The sequence below is a fragment of the Pseudomonas salicis genome (assembly GCF_057128705.1).
Genome location: NZ_JBSKHU010000001.1, coordinates 308,079 through 327,015, shown reverse-complemented (window position 1 = coordinate 327,015; position 18,937 = coordinate 308,079). Strand labels below are relative to the sequence as shown.

Sequence of the window (18,937 nt, the reverse complement as noted above, 5' to 3'; positions counted from 1 at the left end):
GCCACTGTTCCTGTGGGAGCGAATTCATTCGCGAAAAATCGTACATTCGGCACACATGCGTCGGATGTATGAATGCCCCGCGAAAGAACTCGCCCCCACAGGGTTCGGCGGTGTCACAAAGCGCCTTGGGCCAGCCTGCGAACAGAATCAAAAGCAACGGGTGTCACCCCAATTCCGGCTGTATCCGGTCGCGGCCCGTCATCTTCGCGGCATACACCCCGGAATCCGCCCTCAACAGCAGCGCGTCGGCGCCCTCGCCTTCGCGCCAGCTGGCAATGCCGAAACTCGCGGTGACCCGTCCCACGCCGTCGACTGGCTGAGTGCGCAGGGCGGACCACAGCTCCACCGCCAATCCGTAGGCCTGATCGCTATCGGTGTCGGGGCACAGGACCATGAACTCTTCCCCACCGAGCCGGCAAAAGACGTCACTGCGCCGCAGCCGATGACACAGCCGCTCGCAGATGGCTTGCAGCACATGGTCGCCGACAGCATGGCCCAGTTGATCGTTGATGGCCTTGAAGTGGTCGATGTCCAGCATGACCACGGAGAACAGGCCACCGTACTGTTCGACACGGAACACCTCGGCCTGTAGACGCTCCTGAAAATAACGCCGGTTGTAGACGCCCGTCAGCGCATCCGTCACGGACATGGTGCGCAGTTCTTCCTCTACCCGTTTGCGCTCGGTGATGTCCAGGCACACGGCCAGGTAGCCGATCCATTGATCGTGCTCGTCGAGGACCGGGCTGACCTGCATGTTGACCTGCAAATGGCTGCCGTCATGGCGCACCAGCGTCCAGTCATTGGCCTGATGGGCGTGCTCTTGCACCGCTTCGATCAGCATGACTTCCACGGTGTCGACCACCCGGTCATAGCGCTGGCTCAATTCATTGACATGTGCCGCCAGCTCGGAAGGCAGGTGCAGCTCACACAAGGTCCGGACGCCGCAGATGTCCGAGCTGTCGTAACCGAGCATTTTTTCGGCGCCGATGTTGAAGGTGGTGATCAGGCCGTTCATGTCCGTGGCAATGATTGCCACCTGGGTGGCCGCGTCCAGCACATTGCGCAACTGACTGTGGGCGGTGCGCAGTTGCTGTTCGCGCTGGCGCAGCCGCGTCGTGCTTTGCTCCACCATCCGCAAGGCGCGCTGACGCTGGCTGATCAACACGTACAGCAACGCACTCAGCATGAAACTGAGCAGCGCGCCGAGGATCACCAGGCTGTCGTTGGACGAAGGGTTGGCACCGATGAAGACGGAGGTCGGTCGCACTTTCAACTGATAGATGCGGCCCGCAAAATTCAGGGTTTTGGTGATGGAGAGGTCGCTGGCCGCTGCGTTGGCGGCTGACTGATACAGCACGTCGGATTCCGGCGCTCCCGTGATGTCTTCGAGCCTGAGGTTCAGGTTGTCTTCGGCACTCAACGGCAAGCCTTCGGTCATCATTTTATGAAGGCTGATGACCGCTACCAAAAATCCCTGCAATGCCCCCAGTGAAGAGGTTTCGGGGTGCGGGCGGGACTGAACGGGGGCCACCAGCAAAATACCCTTGCTGTTTTCCGTTTCGAGACCTACCAGGTTCATGTGCGGTGAAGCGGCCATTTCGCCGGTCCAGATCGCCCGCTCAAGGGTCTCCTGCCGCACACGCTCGGAGTTCACGTCAAAACCCAATGGCAATTCGAGGGTGCTTCGGCTTTGAGAGAAACGCACCGGGTAATAAACCGGGCGCCTGTTCGCGACCGCCAAGCTGCTGCCCCCATCCAACTCTCGAATGGAATAGTTGCGCACCCCGGCATCCCGAGCGCTCTTCTCAAACGCCTCGCGATCACTGTCCAGGACTTTTGGCGCCCATGAATACGCTTGGGTGAAGGTCAACAGAGGGCGGGCGAAGCCGTTGTACTCCTGTTCGGAAACGTCATCGGAGTACACGAAGAACCGGCGCAGGCTGTCCAGTCGTCGCAGTTGCCCCTCTAAACGGTCCTGAATGCGGCTCACTCGCTCGGCGGCCAGCAAGTCGAAGCGTTGACGCAACTGACGCTGATACACCTCGACGTTGGCCAACGCCAAGAGCGCGGTCAGTACGGCACCGGCAGAGAAAACAAGCGCGGCAACCGCCCACGACGACGTGTCTTCATTGATGAAGCCAAGGATCTTCGCGCTGGACCGGTTAGACGACATAGGCTGAACTCATGGCGCCACGTGCTGCCGTGGCACGTGGCCAGAGTTAACTTATAGCTATTCGCCATTAGTTTGCCTAGTGCTGCGTGTCCGTCAGCATCTGCCGACCCCGGAGGCCCGCCGTTGCAGCGGGTGCCGGAGCCGGCGCGGTATCGATTCAGCGCGCGGTGATCTTCCAGGCGCGGTGGATCTTGCCGTTTCGCGTGAAGTCCGGATCGATGGTCTGCTGAGTGATTTCCTCGACCGCGTACCGTTCGGCGAGGTTTTCTTCCAGCTGGAACTTGCGGAAGTTGTTGGAGAAATACAGCACGCCGCCGCTGGCCAGACGCGCCATCGCCAGGTCGATCAGCTGCACCTGATCGCGCTGCACGTCGAACACCCCTTCCATGCGCTTGGAGTTGGAGAAAGTCGGCGGGTCGATGAAGATCAGGTCGTATTCGTCGCGACTCGCTTCCAGCCAGGCCATCACGTCGCCCTGTTCCAGACGGTTCTTGTCGGAAAAGCCGTTGAGCGACAGGTTGCGGCGCGCCCAGTCCAGATAGGTTTTTGACAGGTCGACGCTGGTGGTACTGCGCGCGCCGCCTTTGGCCGCGTGCACGCTGGCGGTCGCGGTGTAGCAGAACAGGTTCAAGAAACGCTTGCCCGCGGCTTCGCGCTGGATGCGCATGCGCATCGGGCGGTGATCGAGGAACAGACCGGTGTCGAGGTAGTCGGTCAGGTTGACCAGCAGCTTGACCCCGCCTTCGTTGACCTCGTTGAACTTGCCCTGGGCGCTCTGACGCTCGTACTGCCTGGTCCCGCTCTGACGCTCACGGCGTTTGACGATGACGCGGCTCTTGTCGATGTTCAATGCCTGGGGAATGGCCGCCAAGGCATCGAACATGCGGATCGACGCCTTTTCCGGGTCGATGGACTTCGGCGCGGCGTATTCCTGAACGTGCACCCAGTCGTGGTACAGGTCGATGGCCATCGCGTACTCGGGCATATCGGCGTCGTACACGCGGTAGCAGTCGATACCTTCGCGCTTGACCCACTTGCCCATGGCCTTGAGGTTCTTTTGCAGGCGATTGGCGAACATCTGCCCGCCTTCGCTGAGGCGTGGCTGCTCGATCACCGGCGCCGGGGCGGGCGCGGGCTTGATCGGGTTGCCGTTCTTGTTGAACTTGCGCTCCTGCGGCTCATCCGGGGTCTGGTCGTAGGCCGCCTGTTCGCGCTCGGCCTGACGCTGCTCGGGGGTGCGACGCTCGCCGGTGACGAACTGATCCGGCAACACCTTGATCAGCAGCAGCTTGCACGGCAAGGCGCCGTTCCAGAACGCGTATTGCTTGTGGCTGCGGATGCCCATGCGCTTGCCCAGGTCCGGCGCACCGGTGAACACGGCCGCTTCCCAGTTCAGACAGGCCTGACGCAGACGCTCGCCCAGATTCTGGTAGAGGTACAGCAGGCTCGCTTCGTCACCCAGACGTTCGCCATACGGTGGGTTGCAGATCACGAGGCCCTTCTGGTTCTGGTCCGGACGCGGCTCAAAGGTCGCGACTTCGCCTTGATAAATCTTGATCCAGTCCGACAGTCCGGCTCGCTCGACGTTGTTGCGACCCGGCTGGATCAGTCGTGGATCGGCTTCGTAGCCGCGAATCCACAGCGGCGGCTTGGCCAAACCGGCCTCGGCGCGGGCCTGGGCTTCGTCATGCAGCTTGCGCCACAACGCCGGGACATGGCCCAGCCACGCGGAAAACCCCCAACGCTCACGCTTGAGGTTCGGTGCAATATCGGCAGCGATCATTGCCGCTTCGACCAGGAAGGTGCCCACGCCGCACATGGGGTCGGCTAACGCGCCGCCGTCCGCCGCGATACGCGGCCAGCCGGAACGAATCAGAATGGCCGCCGCGAGGTTTTCCTTCAGCGGCGCCGCGCCCTGCTGCAAGCGATAGCCGCGCTGGTGCAGGCTGTGGCCGGACAGGTCCAGCGAAAGAATTGCTTCGCCACGGTCCAGCCGCAGGTGGACGCGCAGGTCAGGGTTGAGTTTGTCGATCGACGGACGCAGCCCATCCGGGGTGCGCAGGCGGTCGACGATGGCGTCCTTGACCTTCAACGCGCCGAAGTGGGTATTGTCGATGCCCGAACCATGCCCACTGAATTCCACGGCCAGGGTGCCGTCCGGTTCCAGATGGTCGGCCCATTCGATGTCATGCACGCCGTGGTACAGGTCTTCGGCATCTTTCATCGGGAAGCGTTTGAGGACCAGCAGCACGCGGTTGGCCAGACGCGACCACAGGCACAGCCGGTAGGCGGTTTCCATGTCGGCGCTGCCCCGAATCGTCGAGGTGTGTTCGCGGGTTTCCTGGAGGCCAAGTGCGGTGGCTTCCTCGGCGAGCAGGCCCTCAAGGCCTTTGGGACAGGTGAGGAAGAGTTCGTATTGGTCCGACATGAGATTTCCAGAGCCTTCGGCTATGTGGCGGGACAACGCATCGTCCGGCCCGATTCAACAGACGTCTTTCGTGGAGACGTCCGGGTGGCACACGGTTGTGCCGCTCCGCCGCGTCGAATGATTTCGAGTACGGCAGTTATGCCCGTCAGAACGTCCAACAGGCATGTTTGTTCTTAAAAAACCGCTATTCAGCCCGACGACGGCAGTAATAAAAAGTCACATCCCTGACCCTTCGTCGTTTTAAATCTGACGTCAAACGGCCATCAGCCGTCCATGAGAATGACTCGCAAATTTCATCAAGACCCTCGGATCAGGGGGCTTGGCAAAAAAAATCCACTCGAAACGATTCAGCGCTTATGGTCTTAATGCCTCAACGGTTACGTTCTTATGACAAAACGGTCATTCACAGCATCCGAACCATTGGTTAGAACTCACCTCAGGCCTTCGTCGCAACGACGAGGGCACCATCGCCCGCGACGCCGGCAGCGGGCATGCAAAGGCAGAAGATTCTGCCCGACCTCGACATGAGGTCTCCAGGGACATAACAGTCAACAAACGAGGGCAACACCCTATGAGAAGACTTAAGCGTGATCCGTTGGAAAGAGCTTTTTCGCGCGGATATCAATACGGCGTAACTGGTAAATCCCGTGAGCTTTGCCCATTTACTCTACCGTCGGTGCGCCAAGCCTGGATCAATGGCTGGCGGGAAGGACGCGGCGACAACTGGGACGGTATGACCGGCACTGCGGGTATACACAGACTCAACGAACTTCACGCGGTCGGCTGACACTCAAATTACCAAAGGTACACTTCGACTCATCAGAATTTCTTCGAAAGAATCGACAATCTGCGTCGTAAACACCTAACCATGCACGCCCCATCCGGGCGGCGGGCTCAGGCCCAAGAGGGGCTCCATTACGGAGCCCCTCTTTATTTGAAGTCGCATTTTGTACCGAATGCTTAGCGAGGCATCGCCGCGATGGCGTCCACCGATTCGCGAATCAGCGTCGGGCCTTTATAAATGAAACCTGAATAGACCTGCACCAGACTCGCCCCGGCTGCGATTTTCTCGGCAGCGTGCTTGCCTTCCGTGATGCCGCCTGCCGCGATGATCGGCAGTTTCCCACCGAGCTCGCCCGCCAGCACCTTGACGATGTGAGTGCTCTTCTCGCGCACCGGGGCGCCGGACAGCCCGCCCGCCTCGTCGCCATGTGGCAGCCCCTCGACACCCTGACGGCTCAGCGTGGTGTTGGTCGCGATCACCGCGTCCATGCCCGACTCCAGCAGCGCACTGGCCACCAGCACCGTTTCATCATCGCTCATGTCCGGCGCGATCTTGATCGCCAACGGCACACGCTTGCCGTGAATCTGGGTCAGTGCGTCCTGGCGAACGCGCAACGCTTCGAGGAGTTGCTTGAGGGAATCGCCGAATTGCAGGCTGCGCAGGCCCGGCGTGTTCGGCGAACTGACGTTGACGGTGATGTAACTGGCGTGGGCGTAAACCTTGTCCAGACAGATCAGGTAATCGTCCACAGCGCGCTCGACCGGCGTATCGAAGTTCTTGCCGATGTTGATGCCTAGAACGCCGGTGTATTTGGCGGCCTGCACGCGGCTGACGAGGTTGTCGACGCCCAGGTTGTTGAAGCCCATGCGGTTGATGATGGCTTCAGCGTGGGGCAGGCGGAAAATCCTTGGCTTCGGGTTGCCGGGCTGCGGACGCGGGGTCACGGTACCGATTTCGACGAAACCGAAACCCAGCTGGGCGAAGCCGTCGATGGCCGCACCGTTCTTGTCCAGACCGGCCGCCAGGCCTACCGGGTTAGGGAACTGCAAGCCCATGACCGTCACGGGCAACCGCGCGGGCGCCTTGTTGAACAGGCCATTGAGCCCCAGACGCCCTCCCGCGCCGATCAGGTCGATGGACAGATCGTGGGAAGCTTCCGGGGAGAGTTTGAACAGTAACTGGCGGGCCAGGTTATACATGGGTGGGCGCGGCTCGTTTGAGGCTGAAGTCAGCCGCGGATTATAAACGTCCACGGGGGGCCAGCGCGAGGCATGTCGCGAACTTTGCGCGGGGCGGCGTAAAAGCCTGCGCAATGATCACACCTGGAGCACGGCATCCTCATCTCTGCACCAAAAGCGGGACTAAAGTGTTCGCCACCCGCTGTGATTCTCGCGAGACATCAACCGCAGCGGCGATGGCCCGGCTTTTGCTAGCTCAATCTCACAGGTAGCCAACGGCGGTTGCCCACACACTCGACAAAGACGTCGCTCACCCCTTCGCACAACGCGGACAGGGTGGCGGCGTTTTTTCGTTTGGGCCCGAAAAAGTCGGTGAAGCGCCAGACACGCTTCTCCCGCAACCAACCCGCAACGGTGCAGACAACAGGCGCACCGAAGACGATTTCCGCAAATGAGGTGTGAGATGACGACAAGCTTCTGGAAAGCCGGCCACAAACCTACGCTGTTTGCAGCGTTTCTTTATTTCGACCTGAGCTTCATGGTCTGGTATCTGCTGGGGCCGTTGGCGGTGCAGATCGCCGCTGACCTGCACCTGACCACCCAACAGCGCGGACTCATGGTCGCCACGCCGATTCTCGCCGGGGCGATTCTGCGCTTCCTGATGGGCATGCTGGCGGATCAACTGTCGCCCAAGACCGCAGGCATCATCGGCCAGGTCATCGTCATCGTTGCCCTGCTCTGTGCCTGGCAACTGGGCATCCATAGCTATGAACAGGCGCTGCTCCTCGGCATTGCGCTGGGCATGGCGGGCGCGTCGTTCGCCGTCGCCCTGCCGCTGGCATCGCAGTGGTATCCGCCACAACACCAAGGCAAGGCGATGGGCATCGCCGGCGCTGGCAACTCCGGGACTGTTTTCGCGGCGCTGATCGCCCCGGTGTTGGCTGCGAGCTTCGGCTGGAGCAACGTGTTCGGCTTTGCGGCCATCCCGCTGGTGCTGACGCTGGTGGCCTTCTCCCTCATGGCCCGCAACGCGCCAGAGCGTCCACCGCGCAAGGCCATGGCGGACTACTTCAAGGCGCTGGGCGACCGCGACAGCTGGTGGTTCATGTTTTTCTACAGCGTCACTTTCGGCGGGTTCATTGGCCTGGCCAGCGCCCTGCCCGGCTACTTCAACGACCAGTACGGCCTGAGCCCGGTCACCGCCGGTTACTACACCGCCGCCTGCGTGTTTGGTGGCAGCCTGATGCGTCCGCTGGGTGGCGCGCTGGCGGACCGTTTCGGCGGCATCCGCACGTTGTCCGGCATGTACGCCGTGGCAGCCATCTGCATCGCTGCAGTGGGCTTCAACCTGCCAAGTTCGTGGGCAGCACTCGGGCTGTTCGTTGCCGCGATGCTGGGCCTGGGCGCAGGCAACGGCGCGGTCTTCCAACTGGTGCCGCAACGTTTCCGCAAAGAGATCGGCGTGATGACCGGCTTGATCGGTATGGCGGGTGGCATCGGTGGTTTTCTGTTGGCAGCGGGCCTGGGTGCGATCAAACAGAACACGGGGGATTACCAATTGGGCCTGTGGCTGTTCGCACTGTTGGGCGTGCTCGCCTGGTTCGGCCTGATGAATGTCAAACGCCGCTGGAGAACCACCTGGGGGTCGGCAGCTGTCACGGCGGCGCGCGTTTGACGGGCTAAAAGGAACGGACCATGAATCAGCCCGCGATGCCGCCACCCGCCGCGCCCACCGGCCTGCAACTGCGCTTTGCCGAATTCAGCGCTTGCGGCCCTCGTGCGGAGAATCAGGACGCCACGCGAATGGTGACCCCGGTTCCGTCACTGGCCGCCAGCAAGGGCTATCTCTTTGCAGTGGCCGATGGCGTCAGTCAGTGCACCGATGGCGGGCTGGCCTCGCGCTCCACGCTTCAGGCCCTGGCGCTGGATTACTACGCCACGCCGGAAACATGGGGCGTGGCGCAAGCCCTGGATCGCTTACTGTCGGCGCAGAATCGCTGGTTGCAAGCCAACGGGCTGCTGACCACTCTCAGCGCACTGGTCCTGCGCGGACGTCGTTTCACCCTCGCCCACATCGGCGATTGCCGGGTGTATCGATGGCTCGACGGCACGCTGCAACGGATCAGCGAGGACCACGTCTGGGAACAACCGGACATGCGGCATGTGCTGAAACGGGCGTTGGGGCTGGACCAGTACGTGGTCATGGATTATCTCGACGGCGAACTGCGGCAGGGAGAGCGGCTGCTGCTGATCAGCGACGGCGTGTGGGGGGTGTTGAGCGACAGCACTGTCCGCTCGATACTCAGCGAGCAGAATGACCTGGAGGCCGCAGTCAACGCGTTGGTCACGGCGGCGCATTTGACCGGCAGTCAGGACAACGCCACCGCGCTGTTGATTCAGGTGGACCAGTTGGGGCCTGACTCCCTGGGCGATGCGCTGATTCAGCTGCAACAATGGCCTTTGCCACCCAGTCTGCGTGCCGGGCAATCATTCGAGGGCTGGCGCGTCGAAGCGGCATTGGGTGACTCGCGTCAGTCGCTCTTGTATCGGCTGAGGGACGCGCACGATCACCCCTGGCTGTTGAAAACGTTACCCACCTCCCGCCACGACGAACACGGTGCCGCACAGGCGCTGTTGCTTGAGGAGTGGTTTCTACGGCGCGTCGCCGGGCGCTTCTTTCCCGACGTGCATCCGTTGCCCGAACGCCAGCACCTGTATTACGTGATGCGCGAATACTCAGGCCAGACGCTCGCTCACGCCTTTGCCCAACACGGCCCAATGGACTGGGCGCAGTGGCACACGCTCACCCGGGACTTGATAAGCGCCCTGGGCCTGCTGCATCGGCGCAATATCTTCCATCGCGACATCAAACCGGAAAACCTGCTGATCGATGAGAACGGGGAGCTGCGGGTGCTGGATTTCGGCCTCGCGTTCTGTCCCGGCCTGTCCATCGATGCCGCAGGCGATGTGCCCGGCACGCCGAGTTTCATTGCGCCGGAAGCTTTTAGCGGTGCGCCCCCGGCCCCGTCTCTGGACCTGTACGCCGCCAGCGTCGCGCTGTATTTCCTGCTGACCGGACATTACCCCCACGGCGAGATCGAAGCCTTTCAACGCCATCGTTTCGGACAGCCCGTCCCGGCAAGCCGTTATCGTCCTGACACCCCCGAGTGGCTCGAACGTCACCTGGATAAGGCCCTGCAAGCCGATCCAGCCAAACGTTTCGAAACCGCCGAACAGTGGCTGTTGGAACTTGAACGGGGAGAACTGAGCCTGCTGGACGCTCGCCCCAAACCCCTGCTGGAACGCGAGCCATTGAAAGTCTGGCGCGGGGTCGCGCTCGTCTCGCTGCTCCTGAACCTGCTGCTGTGGATCTGGGTGATCAAGCATTGAGGGCGATCCAATGTCGCTCAACGGACAGCAATCAACCCGATGCCAAGACGCCGTGGTGGCGTCGATCATCAGGGCCAGAAGATCATCTTCAGCCTGATGCTCGCCGACGTGCTGGCTCAGGAGTATGGGGGCTTGGCGTGTTTCGTGTTATCGGCCACTTCTGCCTTTGCAGGCGTGCCTCGAACACTGGAAGAAGCGGCGCGCAGTCTGGGCTGCACAGGGTGGGAAACGTTCTGCCGCCGACCTTACCGACGGCGCGTTGAGCCTTGGCAACGGGGCTTGCTATCACTTGGGGCCGGGTGATTGGCGAGTTTGGCATTGTGATGGTGTTCGCCTATTTCCCGCAGGGTATCCCGGTGAAGCTCTTTGTCAATTTGCAGAATGATGGCGTTGACGCGGTGTATGCATGGGTGCGGTTGTCATTGCTGGTGACACTGCCGTTTCCACTGTGGGGTCTTTCGAAGTTTGCCAACAATACCCGCTATTAAATTGCCACTAACCAGGCAGTTCATTGGCCTCAATACCGATACATGGGTGCGACAATTCGCCACATATCAAACCGTTCAGACCCCCAGAAAAGAAAAACCCGGCCGAGGCCGGGTTCTTCTGCAAAGCGGGGCTAATTACTTAGCTTGAGCTTCGACTTGTGCTTCTACGCGACGGTTAACAGCGCGGCCAGCCTCGGTTGCGTTGTCAGCAACTGGACGGGATTCGCCGTAGCCAACCGAGTTCACGCGGTTAGCGCCAACACCGTACTGGTTAACCAGAACTTGCTTAACGGCGTTTGCACGACGCTCGGACAGTTTCTGGTTGTAAGCGTCAGGACCGACGGAGTCAGTGTGACCTTCAACAGTGGTGGTGGTTTGTGGGTACTGCTTCATGAAGTCAGCCAGGTTTTTGATGTCACCGTAGCTGTTTGGCTTGACGACCGACTTGTCGAAGTCGAATTTCACGTCCAGCTCAACACGTACGACTTCAGCAACTGCCGGGCAACCGTTGGCGTCAACGGTAACGTTGGCCGGGGTGTCTGGGCACTTGTCGACGTTGTCGCACACGCCGTCGTTGTCGCTGTCGGAGCACACTTCAGCTACTGGAGCCGGTGCTGCTTCAACTTTCTTCGAGCCGCCGCCGAAGTTCACACCGATACCGACGCTTGGCGCCCACTCGGTGTCACCCTGGTCGATGTTGTACTGAGCTTCAACGCCAGCACGGGCGTAGAAGTTGTCAGTGAAGTACAGCTTGGCACCGCCGCCGATGTTGGCGAAGGTGGAACGGTTACGACCGCCGCTGCCGTTCTGACCGATGCTCTGATCGGAGAAACCAGCCGAGACGTATGGGCGCAGCATGTCGCCCGGGTTGTTGAAGTGGTACAGAGCGTCCAGAGCGGTATTCGCGCCCTTGATGTTCTTGCTATCGTCGCTGCGCACGTTGTGCACTTCGTCGTAGCCCAGACGCAATTCAACGTCGTCAGTCAGGAAGTAGCCAACCGAACCGCCGAACAGGTTGCCGTTATTTTTGAAATTACGAGCGCTGTCGAACTGTTCTTTCTTGGCGAAGCCTTCGATTTCGACTGCGCCTTGGCCTTGTGCCAGCGCGCCGAACGAAGTTGCGGCAACAATAGTACCAATGGCCAAGCCCAAGGTGTTTTTCAGTTTCATCCGTTAAATCCCCATCTGGTGATTGTAAAGCGGTCTCCCTTATCAGGAGACAACTCATCGGCAAGTCTATCAGAACTTGCCTGCTCGTTAGAGATATTTGCTCCGAGTTAAGTTTCGGTCACGCCTGCAAATTTCTCGCGTAATTTATCAAGTGCTCGTTTGTAGCGCATTTTCGTCGCACTCAGGCCCATGTGCATTATGTCTGCGATCTCCTGAAATTCCAGCTCTGCGACGAATCGCAGCACCAGGATTTCCCGGTCAATCGGGTTCACGTGCACCAGCCATCGATCGAGTCCGCCCTTTTCTTCTGGTTTTGGCGTCTTGTCTTCAGACGCTTCCTCGAGCGGGTCGAGACTCAAAGCGTCCATCAACCGACGCTTCCGACGCTCCTTTCTGTACTGCGTAATGCATTCGTTATACGTGATGCTGTAGAGCCAGGTTTTGAATTTCGATTTTCCCTCGAAATTTTTCAATCCATACAACACCTTAAGCATCACCTCCTGACAGACATCGTCAGCATCGCGATCGTTCCCCAAATATCGCGCACAGACGTTAAAAAGTGTCCGTTGGTAGCGCCGCATCAGCTCCTCGTAGGCCCGAGTCACGTGAAACAACTCGGCGTGCGAGCGCGCCACCAGCTCCTCATCGGAGAGCTCGCGGGGGTCGTATCGCTGGGAGAGCGGTTGGGGTTTATTCAAAACAGGCCGTGCCGACAGTCAGGTAAATGTCCACCGCGTCTCGGTTCTCCGGGAATTTGCGGCGGCATACATTAGCAGATTTGCCGGTTCAGCGGCTGCTCACCCGCTGTTCGAGTAGGATTCGGTTCGACAACGATACCAGTTCACCTTCCTCGGTCAGCAGCGTGGTTTTCACCGTGCCAATCTCTTCGATCTGCCCTTCGACCTCTCCAACACGCACTTGTTGCCCTACCTGATACAACTCTCTCACGTAAATTCCTGCCAGGATCTGGCTCGCGATTTCGCGGCTTCCCAGCCCCATGGCCAGCGCAACGGCCAGACCAACGGTAATCAATCCGATCACGATGACGTGGTTGAGCAGGTCGGTTTTCACCTCCAGCTGGCTGATCGCCACCGAAATGCTGATGATGATCACCAGCCATTGGGCGATACGCCCCAGCCCTGCCGCGTAATCCAGACCGACGCCTTCCGCTGCGCCCCGGACGATACCGTTGACCAACTGCGCCAGCAGAACACCCACCAGCAACACCAGCGCCGCGCCGAACACTTTCGGCAGATACAGCGCCAGCATGTCCAGTGTCGCCGAGACCCGCTCAAGGCCAAGGGATTCTGCCGCCGACACCAGAAAAATCAACAGCACGAACCAATACACAATCTTTCCGATCAGCGTCGAAATCGGGACTTGAATCCCTGCGCGACTGATCAGTTTAGTGAGGCCAGTGCCGCCCATCAGGCGATCCAGCCCCAGTTTTGCCAACAACTTGGACAGCAGGGTGTCGAGCAGCTTGGCGACCACGAAACCCAGCAGAACAACCACCAGAGCCCCGAACAGGTTCGGGATGAAGTTCGCGACTTTGGTCCACAACGCAGTCATTGCGGTGACCAGGCTCTGTGTCCAGAGATCCAATTCCATATTCAATCAGCCTTGTCTTGAGCACCGTCAAACGGGGTGCCGGCAATCGTCGCCTTGCGACGGGAAACAGGTGAAACGTGAGCCGAACCGTTGTTCACGGCAATCATCAGGGCTTGCGTGCAACGGCCGAGCAGGCCGAACAGGTCACCGGCACCGACCTGGCGGTTCGCCGTCTTCAAGACTCGCCCCAGCACCGCGTCATCGTCCCGGCTGGAGGACGAAGAATTGAGCATGTCTCTCAGTGATTCTTCAAACGGGTCGTGCATGGGCACCTCACGTGATGTCACTGGAAGACGCAGGCAGTTTTGCACGAGTCACACGACGAAACCGGATCAACGCCTTTTTTTGCCCTCTCATACCCAGCGCAGACGCTTGAACAACCACATTTGCCCCACCGCGACCACGACCATCAGACCGCATGCCAGCATAAAGCCGTGGGGGTTCTCCGACCCGGGAATACCCCCCACGTTGATCCCCAACAAACCGGTGAGAAAGCTCATCGGCAAAAAGATCCCGGTGACGATCCCGAAGCGGTACATGGTCCGGTTCATGCGCTCGTTAAGGCGTCTATCTTCGGCCTCCAGCACCAGCCCCACGCGCTCGCGGGTCAATTCGAGTTCTTCCAGATACCGGGTCAGGCTGTTGTTCAACTCGTTCCAGTAATCAGCATCGTCCTCGACAAACCAGGGCATCTTGCTGCGGGTCAACTGCGCGTATATTTCACGCTGCGGCGCCAGGAAACGACGCATGCCCGCAGCCCTTCGGCGGATGTGCACCATGTTGCCGTGTTCGGGCATGTACCGTTCGTCGGCGTCTATGCGTTCTTCCATGTCGTCGACCAATTCGGTCAACTCGCTCACCACCGCTTGCACCTTGTCAGTGAGTAACTGAGCCAAATACACCAGGAGTTCGGAAGCGGTCTTCGGCCCCTTCCCTTCTCTGAGCAAGTCGATCAATTCGTCGGTGGCGCGCAATGACCGAAGGCGCAGGGAAATGACCCGTTGCGCTTCGGCAGAGATGCGCACCGACACCATGTCTTCGGGCTCAGCCCCGGGGTTCAGGTTGACGCCCCTTAAAAACAGCAGCAATTCGTTGTCCGGCAGTGGCAGGAGTCGCGGCCGCGTGTTCTCTTCAAGCATGAGGTCGCAGACGAACGGCGTGAGGCCGCTGGCCGTGCGCAACCACGTCTGAGTCTGCGGATGGCTGCGATCCCAATGGAGCCACACGCTTTCGTGAGGCTCCAACTGCAGGCCATCCAGATCGGTCCGGGCGATTGAACGCGCACCGCCTTTCCCGTCCAGCACCAGGGCATGTACCAGCCCCCATTGCGCGTTGTCTTCGTCGAACATTCCAATCCTTGCGTGGGTGGACCGCATCAAAATTCGATCAGTCCGGCATTGTCAGCGGGCTTGGCGAGACGATGATGCCGTTGTTGTCGGCATACACGTATTCACCCGGGCGGAACGTCACACCGCCGAAGCTCACGACGACATTCAGATCACCGAGGCCGCGCTTGTCGGTCTTCAGCGGGTGGCTGGCCAATGCCTGCACACCGAGATCGGTCTGTGCCAGGACATCGACATCACGTACGCAGCCGTAGATGACCATGCCTTCCCAGCCGTTTTTCGCGGCCTTTTCTGCCAGCAGATCACCCAGCAAGGCGCGTCGCAGCGAACCACCGCCATCGACCACCAGCACCTTGCCTTTGCCATCCTGTTCGGCCTGCTCACGCACCAGCGAATTATCCTCGAAGCACTTGAGGGTCACGATTTGGCCCCCGAAAGAGTCGCGACCGCCAAAGTTGCTGAACATCGGCTCGACCACCTGAACCAGCTCAGGGTAGGCGTCGCACAAATCCGGTGTGATGTAGTGCATGAGAAGCTCCTGTCAGTGAAGGCATCGTTTCCAAGGGTGACCCGCCGAGGCAGATCCGGATGGCTCGCACGTCTGACTGCGCCCGCCATCACAATGCTTCCTTATATAGAACAAAAACCTGACCGACGAGTGCTGTGTACCGCATCGCCTCGGTCATCCACTCAACCGCGTGTAGCTTAGCCCCAGACGCCCGACATAGAAATGCCTGACGCCCCCTTCATCAAGAAGTTGCCGACATGTTCAGCGTTGATTCAGGCTGTACGGCATCGATTCGACGATTCAGCCACTCCACAACCCGGGGCCAGACCTGCGCCTGGGCAGCCTTGCTCACTAACATTTGCACATGGCCGAAGTCCTCGGTGAACCCCTGCTCGCGTCCCAGAAGGAGAAACGCCTTGTCTTCTGAACCGAACTGCTCGAACAATTCGCGGCAAGCCCACTCGGGGTCTTGATGATCGCCCACGGCGGCCACGCACAAGGTCGGCACATCGACATGACGAAGGCCAGACCACCAGTCGTCCTTTCTGTCGCCAAAGCGGCCGAAAAGACCGTGCCAGCGCAGGCTTTCAAGAATGATCCCCATGGGCTCGTCTTCAGGACCGCGCTTGAAGCGGGGACCGGACACATGCTCGAAGCGCTTGAGCAGCAAGCGTGCGCTCCAGATCAACGGTGGGACCTTGAGCGGCCAGTAATTGCGGGTGATCTGGCTGCCGAACAATGCGACCGACGCGGCATGACTGCTGTCCATGTAATGGCCGCCGAGGGCTGCGGCCAGCGTGGTGCCCCCGAGCGAGTGCCCGATCCAGTGTGGCACTTGACCGCTTTGTTCGGCGACGAAGGCGGCGATAGCAGGCAGATCGTAGCGAGCGTAGTCAGCCACGCGGTTGTGGCGATACGCCTCGTTGCGGGCCGACAAGCCATGGCCGCGCATTTCCGGAATCCATACGTCGAACCCGGCGCGAGCCAGATAAGCGCCCAAACCGATGCCTTTCGGGGAATACCAGAAGCGGCGGTTGGAAAAGCTGCCGTGCAGCAGGATGACCGGCACGCCGCGCACATCGGGCGTTGCCACCCGACCGAGGCGCGTCACGGCCAATTCGACCGTGAAATCCAGGCTGTTGCCGGGTTTGAGGCGGTACACGTCCTCGATCAGATCGCCACGTCGCTCGGCACTGATCAAGGCCACAGGAAAGAGAAGACTGCTGCTTTGCATATTGCGTTTGCTTGACTCGAAAAATGGCGCCGCATCAGGGATAGCATGCTGAGGCTGTCACGGCGCTGAAGTTCCGGGATGAATCCCGAATGAAAAAAATGTCATGAAAAAAGGGCGGTATCATCGAGACCGCCCTTCTTCATGTGGACCGGCCCGCCGAAACGGGCCCGCATCTTACCTCATTTTGGTGCTTCTTCTTCGGACAGGAAGAACCAGGTCTCCAGCACCGAATCCGGGTTCAGCGAAACGCTTTCGATGCCCTGCTCCATCAGCCAGCGTGCCAGATCCGGGTGATCGGACGGGCCCTGACCGCAGATGCCGATGTACTTGCCGGCCTTGTTACAGGCTTGAATGGCGTTGGACAGCAGCTTCTTGACCGCCGGGTTACGTTCGTCGAACAGGTGAGCGATGATCCCGGAGTCACGGTCCAGACCGAGCGTCAGCTGGGTCAGGTCGTTGGAGCCGATGGAGAAACCGTCGAAGAATTCAAGGAATTCGTCCGCCAGCAAGGCGTTGGACGGCAGCTCGCACATCATGATCACGCGCAGACCGTTCTGACCACGGGCCAGACCGTTCTCGGCCAGCAGATCGACCACCTGGCTCGCCTCACCCAAAGTGCGCACGAACGGCACCATGATTTCCACGTTGGTCAGGCCCATCTCGTTGCGCACGCGCTTGAGGGCGCGGCATTCCAGCTCGAAGCAGTCGCGGAAGTTTTCGCTGATGTAACGCGAAGCGCCACGGAAGCCCAGCATCGGGTTTTCTTCTTCAGGCTCGTACAGCTTGCCGCCGATCAGGTTGGCGTATTCGTTGGACTTGAAGTCCGACAGGCGCACGATGACCTTTTTCGGGTAGAAAGCCGCCGCCAGGGTGCTGATGCCCTCGACCAGCTTCTCGACATAGAAACCGACCGGATCGCTGTAACCGGCGATGCGCTTGTCGACGCTTTCCTTGATGTCGAGCGGCAGGTTCGGGTAGTTCAGCAGCGCCTTCGGGTGCACGCCGATCATGCGGTTGATGATGAATTCCAGACGCGCCAGGCCGATACCGGCGTTCGGCAGTTGGGCGAAATCAAACGCACGATCAGGGTTGCCGACGTTCATCATGATTTTGAACGGCAGTTCCGGCATGGCATCCACGGAGTTCTGCTTAATGTCGAAGCCCAGCTCGCCTTCGAAGATATAACCCGTGTCGCCCTCGGCGCAGGAAACGGTCACGCCCTGGCCGTCTTTCAGCAGTTCGGTGGCGTTGCCGCAACCGACGACCGCCGGGATGCCCAGCTCGCGGGCGATGATCGCCGCGTGACAGGTACGGCCGCCACGGTTGGTGACGATGGCACTGGCGCGTTTCATGACCGGTTCCCAGTCTGGGTCGGTCATGTCGGAGACCAGCACGTCGCCGGCCTGGACCTTGTCCATCTCGGACACGTCCTTGATGATCCGCACCTTGCCCGCGCCGATGCGCTGACCGATGGCACGGCCTTCAGCCAGAACGGTGCCCTTCTCTTTCAGGAGGTAGCGTTCCATGACGTTGGCCGAGGTGCGGCTCTTCACGGTTTCAGGACGGGCCTGAACGATGTAGAGCTTGCCGTCGTCACCGTCCTTGGCCCACTCGATGTCCATCGGGCACTGGTAGTGCTTCTCGATGATCATCGCCTGGCGCGCCAGGTTGCTCACTTCTTCATCGCTGAGGCAGAAGCGCGCGCGATCCGCCGCTTCAACGTCGATGACCTTGACCGATTTCCCGGCCTTGGCTTCTTCGCCGTAGATCATCTTGATGGCCTTGCTGCCCAGGTTGCGGCGCAGGATCGCAGGGCGACCGGCTTCGAGGGTGCCTTTGTGCACGTAGAACTCGTCCGGGTTGACCGCGCCTTGTACGACGGTTTCGCCCAGGCCGTAGGCGCCGGTGATGAATACGACGTCACGGAAACCGGACTCGGTGTCCAGGGTGAACATCACACCGGCGGTGCCGGTTTCGGAGCGCACCATGCGCTGAACGCCAGCGGACAGGGCCACCAGCTTGTGGTCGAAACCCTGGTGCACGCGGTAGGAAATGGCGCGATCGTTGAACAGCGACGCGAAGACTTCTTTCGCGGCACGGATCACGTTGTCGACGCCGCGAATGTTGAGGAAGGTTTCCTGCTGACCGGCGAAGGACGCGTCAGGCAGGTCTTCTGCGGTGGCGGAAGAACGCACGGCAACGGCGATGTCCGGATTGCCTGCCGACAGGGCAGCGAAGGCAGTGCGGATTTCAGCGTTGAGTTTCTCGGGGAATTCAGCCTCCATGATCCACTGACGAATCTGCGCACCGGTTTTCGCCAGTGCGTTGACGTCGTCGACGTCGAGGGCATCGAGTGCCGCGTGAATCTGATCGTTCAGACCACTCTGCTCAAGAAAATCACGATAGGCCTGAGCTGTAGTGGCGAAGCCACCGGGGACGGAAACGCCTGCGCCCGCCAGGTTGCTGATCATCTCGCCGAGGGATGCGTTCTTGCCCCCCACATGCTCAACATCATGCTTGCCGAGCTTATCGAGGGAAACTACGTACTCTACCAAGGTGATCTCTCCACTAACCGATTTGTTGTTGGGAAAAGCGTTGGCGCTGGAACCACAGGTGAAACGGATCCT

General features: G+C 60.2%; 15 protein-coding genes. 4 read left to right on the top strand and 11 right to left on the bottom strand.

Going from position 1 to position 18,937, the window contains the following annotated elements; all coding sequences use genetic code 11:
• Nucleotides 1-163 precede the first annotated feature (163 nt).
• Both ACWKWE_RS01555 and rlmKL read right to left on the bottom strand, forming a co-directional pair.
• Nucleotides 164-2,173 (bottom strand): sensor domain-containing diguanylate cyclase, encoded by a 2,010-nt coding sequence (locus tag ACWKWE_RS01555; RefSeq protein WP_483849394.1) that lies wholly within the window; start codon nt 2,171-2,173, stop codon nt 164-166.
• A 157-nt stretch (nt 2,174-2,330) separates the two neighbouring features.
• Nucleotides 2,331-4,601, bottom strand: coding sequence for a bifunctional 23S rRNA (guanine(2069)-N(7))-methyltransferase RlmK/23S rRNA (guanine(2445)-N(2))-methyltransferase RlmL (gene rlmKL / locus ACWKWE_RS01550; RefSeq protein ID WP_483849393.1), 2,271 nt, complete (start codon nt 4,599-4,601; stop codon nt 2,331-2,333).
• 571 nt (nt 4,602-5,172) lie between these two features.
• Between rlmKL and rmf the strand changes: the two genes are divergently transcribed.
• Entirely contained in the window at nt 5,173-5,388 is a 216-nt protein-coding gene (gene rmf, locus ACWKWE_RS01545; RefSeq protein WP_010223328.1) for a ribosome modulation factor, read from the top strand.
• Nucleotides 5,389-5,561: 173 nt separating this feature from the next.
• Here the strand turns inward: rmf and ACWKWE_RS01540 are convergent, their stop codons facing one another.
• The gene (locus ACWKWE_RS01540; RefSeq protein ID WP_166595494.1) at nt 5,562-6,584 is read right to left on the bottom strand and encodes a quinone-dependent dihydroorotate dehydrogenase; all 1,023 of its coding nucleotides are present in this window, start codon (nt 6,582-6,584) and stop codon (nt 5,562-5,564) included.
• A 442-nt stretch (nt 6,585-7,026) separates the two neighbouring features.
• Between ACWKWE_RS01540 and ACWKWE_RS01535 the strand changes: the two genes are divergently transcribed.
• The 3 genes from ACWKWE_RS01535 to ACWKWE_RS01525 all read left to right on the top strand — a co-directional run bounded on the left by ACWKWE_RS01535 (nt 7,027) and on the right by ACWKWE_RS01525 (nt 10,441).
• Complete coding sequence (locus ACWKWE_RS01535; RefSeq protein WP_483849392.1) at nt 7,027-8,238, top strand: nitrate/nitrite transporter; 1,212 nt, start codon at nt 7,027-7,029, stop codon at nt 8,236-8,238.
• Between the two features lie 20 nt (nt 8,239-8,258).
• Entirely contained in the window at nt 8,259-9,953 is a 1,695-nt protein-coding gene (locus ACWKWE_RS01530) for a bifunctional protein-serine/threonine kinase/phosphatase (RefSeq protein WP_483849391.1), read from the top strand.
• Nucleotides 9,954-10,219: 266 nt separating this feature from the next.
• Complete coding sequence (locus ACWKWE_RS01525) at nt 10,220-10,441, top strand: hypothetical protein (protein WP_483849390.1); 222 nt, start codon at nt 10,220-10,222, stop codon at nt 10,439-10,441.
• A 135-nt stretch (nt 10,442-10,576) separates the two neighbouring features.
• Here ACWKWE_RS01525 and ACWKWE_RS01520 read toward each other — a convergent pair whose 3' ends face one another.
• The 8 genes from ACWKWE_RS01520 to ppsA form a co-directional block, all read right to left on the bottom strand.
• Nucleotides 10,577-11,611, bottom strand: coding sequence for an OmpA family protein (locus tag ACWKWE_RS01520; RefSeq protein WP_483849389.1), 1,035 nt, complete (start codon nt 11,609-11,611; stop codon nt 10,577-10,579).
• Nucleotides 11,612-11,718: 107 nt separating this feature from the next.
• Nucleotides 11,719-12,309: an RNA polymerase sigma factor SigX gene (gene sigX / locus ACWKWE_RS01515; protein ID WP_166595490.1), complete on the bottom strand. Its 591-nt coding sequence runs from the start codon at nt 12,307-12,309 to the stop codon at nt 11,719-11,721.
• An 88-nt stretch (nt 12,310-12,397) separates the two neighbouring features.
• The gene (locus tag ACWKWE_RS01510; RefSeq protein ID WP_341964261.1) at nt 12,398-13,222 is read right to left on the bottom strand and encodes a mechanosensitive ion channel family protein; all 825 of its coding nucleotides are present in this window, start codon (nt 13,220-13,222) and stop codon (nt 12,398-12,400) included.
• Nucleotides 13,223-13,224: 2 nt separating this feature from the next.
• A complete protein-coding gene (locus ACWKWE_RS01505; protein WP_166595488.1) occupies nt 13,225-13,488 on the bottom strand; it encodes a CrfX protein in 264 nt (87 codons plus the stop codon).
• A gap of 87 nt (nt 13,489-13,575) precedes the next feature.
• Nucleotides 13,576-14,571 carry a zinc transporter ZntB gene (locus ACWKWE_RS01500; protein WP_483849388.1) on the bottom strand — a complete coding sequence of 332 codons (996 nt, stop codon included), beginning with the start codon at nt 14,569-14,571 and terminating at the stop codon, nt 13,576-13,578.
• Between the two features lie 37 nt (nt 14,572-14,608).
• Nucleotides 14,609-15,097 (bottom strand): ribonuclease E activity regulator RraA, encoded by a 489-nt coding sequence (rraA, locus tag ACWKWE_RS01495; protein ID WP_341964259.1) that lies wholly within the window; start codon nt 15,095-15,097, stop codon nt 14,609-14,611.
• Nucleotides 15,098-15,317: 220 nt separating this feature from the next.
• Nucleotides 15,318-16,310 (bottom strand): alpha/beta fold hydrolase, encoded by a 993-nt coding sequence (locus ACWKWE_RS01490; protein WP_483849387.1) that lies wholly within the window; start codon nt 16,308-16,310, stop codon nt 15,318-15,320.
• Nucleotides 16,311-16,489: 179 nt separating this feature from the next.
• On the bottom strand, nt 16,490-18,865 hold the full coding sequence (ppsA, locus tag ACWKWE_RS01485) for a phosphoenolpyruvate synthase (RefSeq protein ID WP_483849386.1): 2,376 nt from the start codon (nt 18,863-18,865) through the stop codon (nt 16,490-16,492).
• Nucleotides 18,866-18,937: the final 72 nt, after the last annotated feature.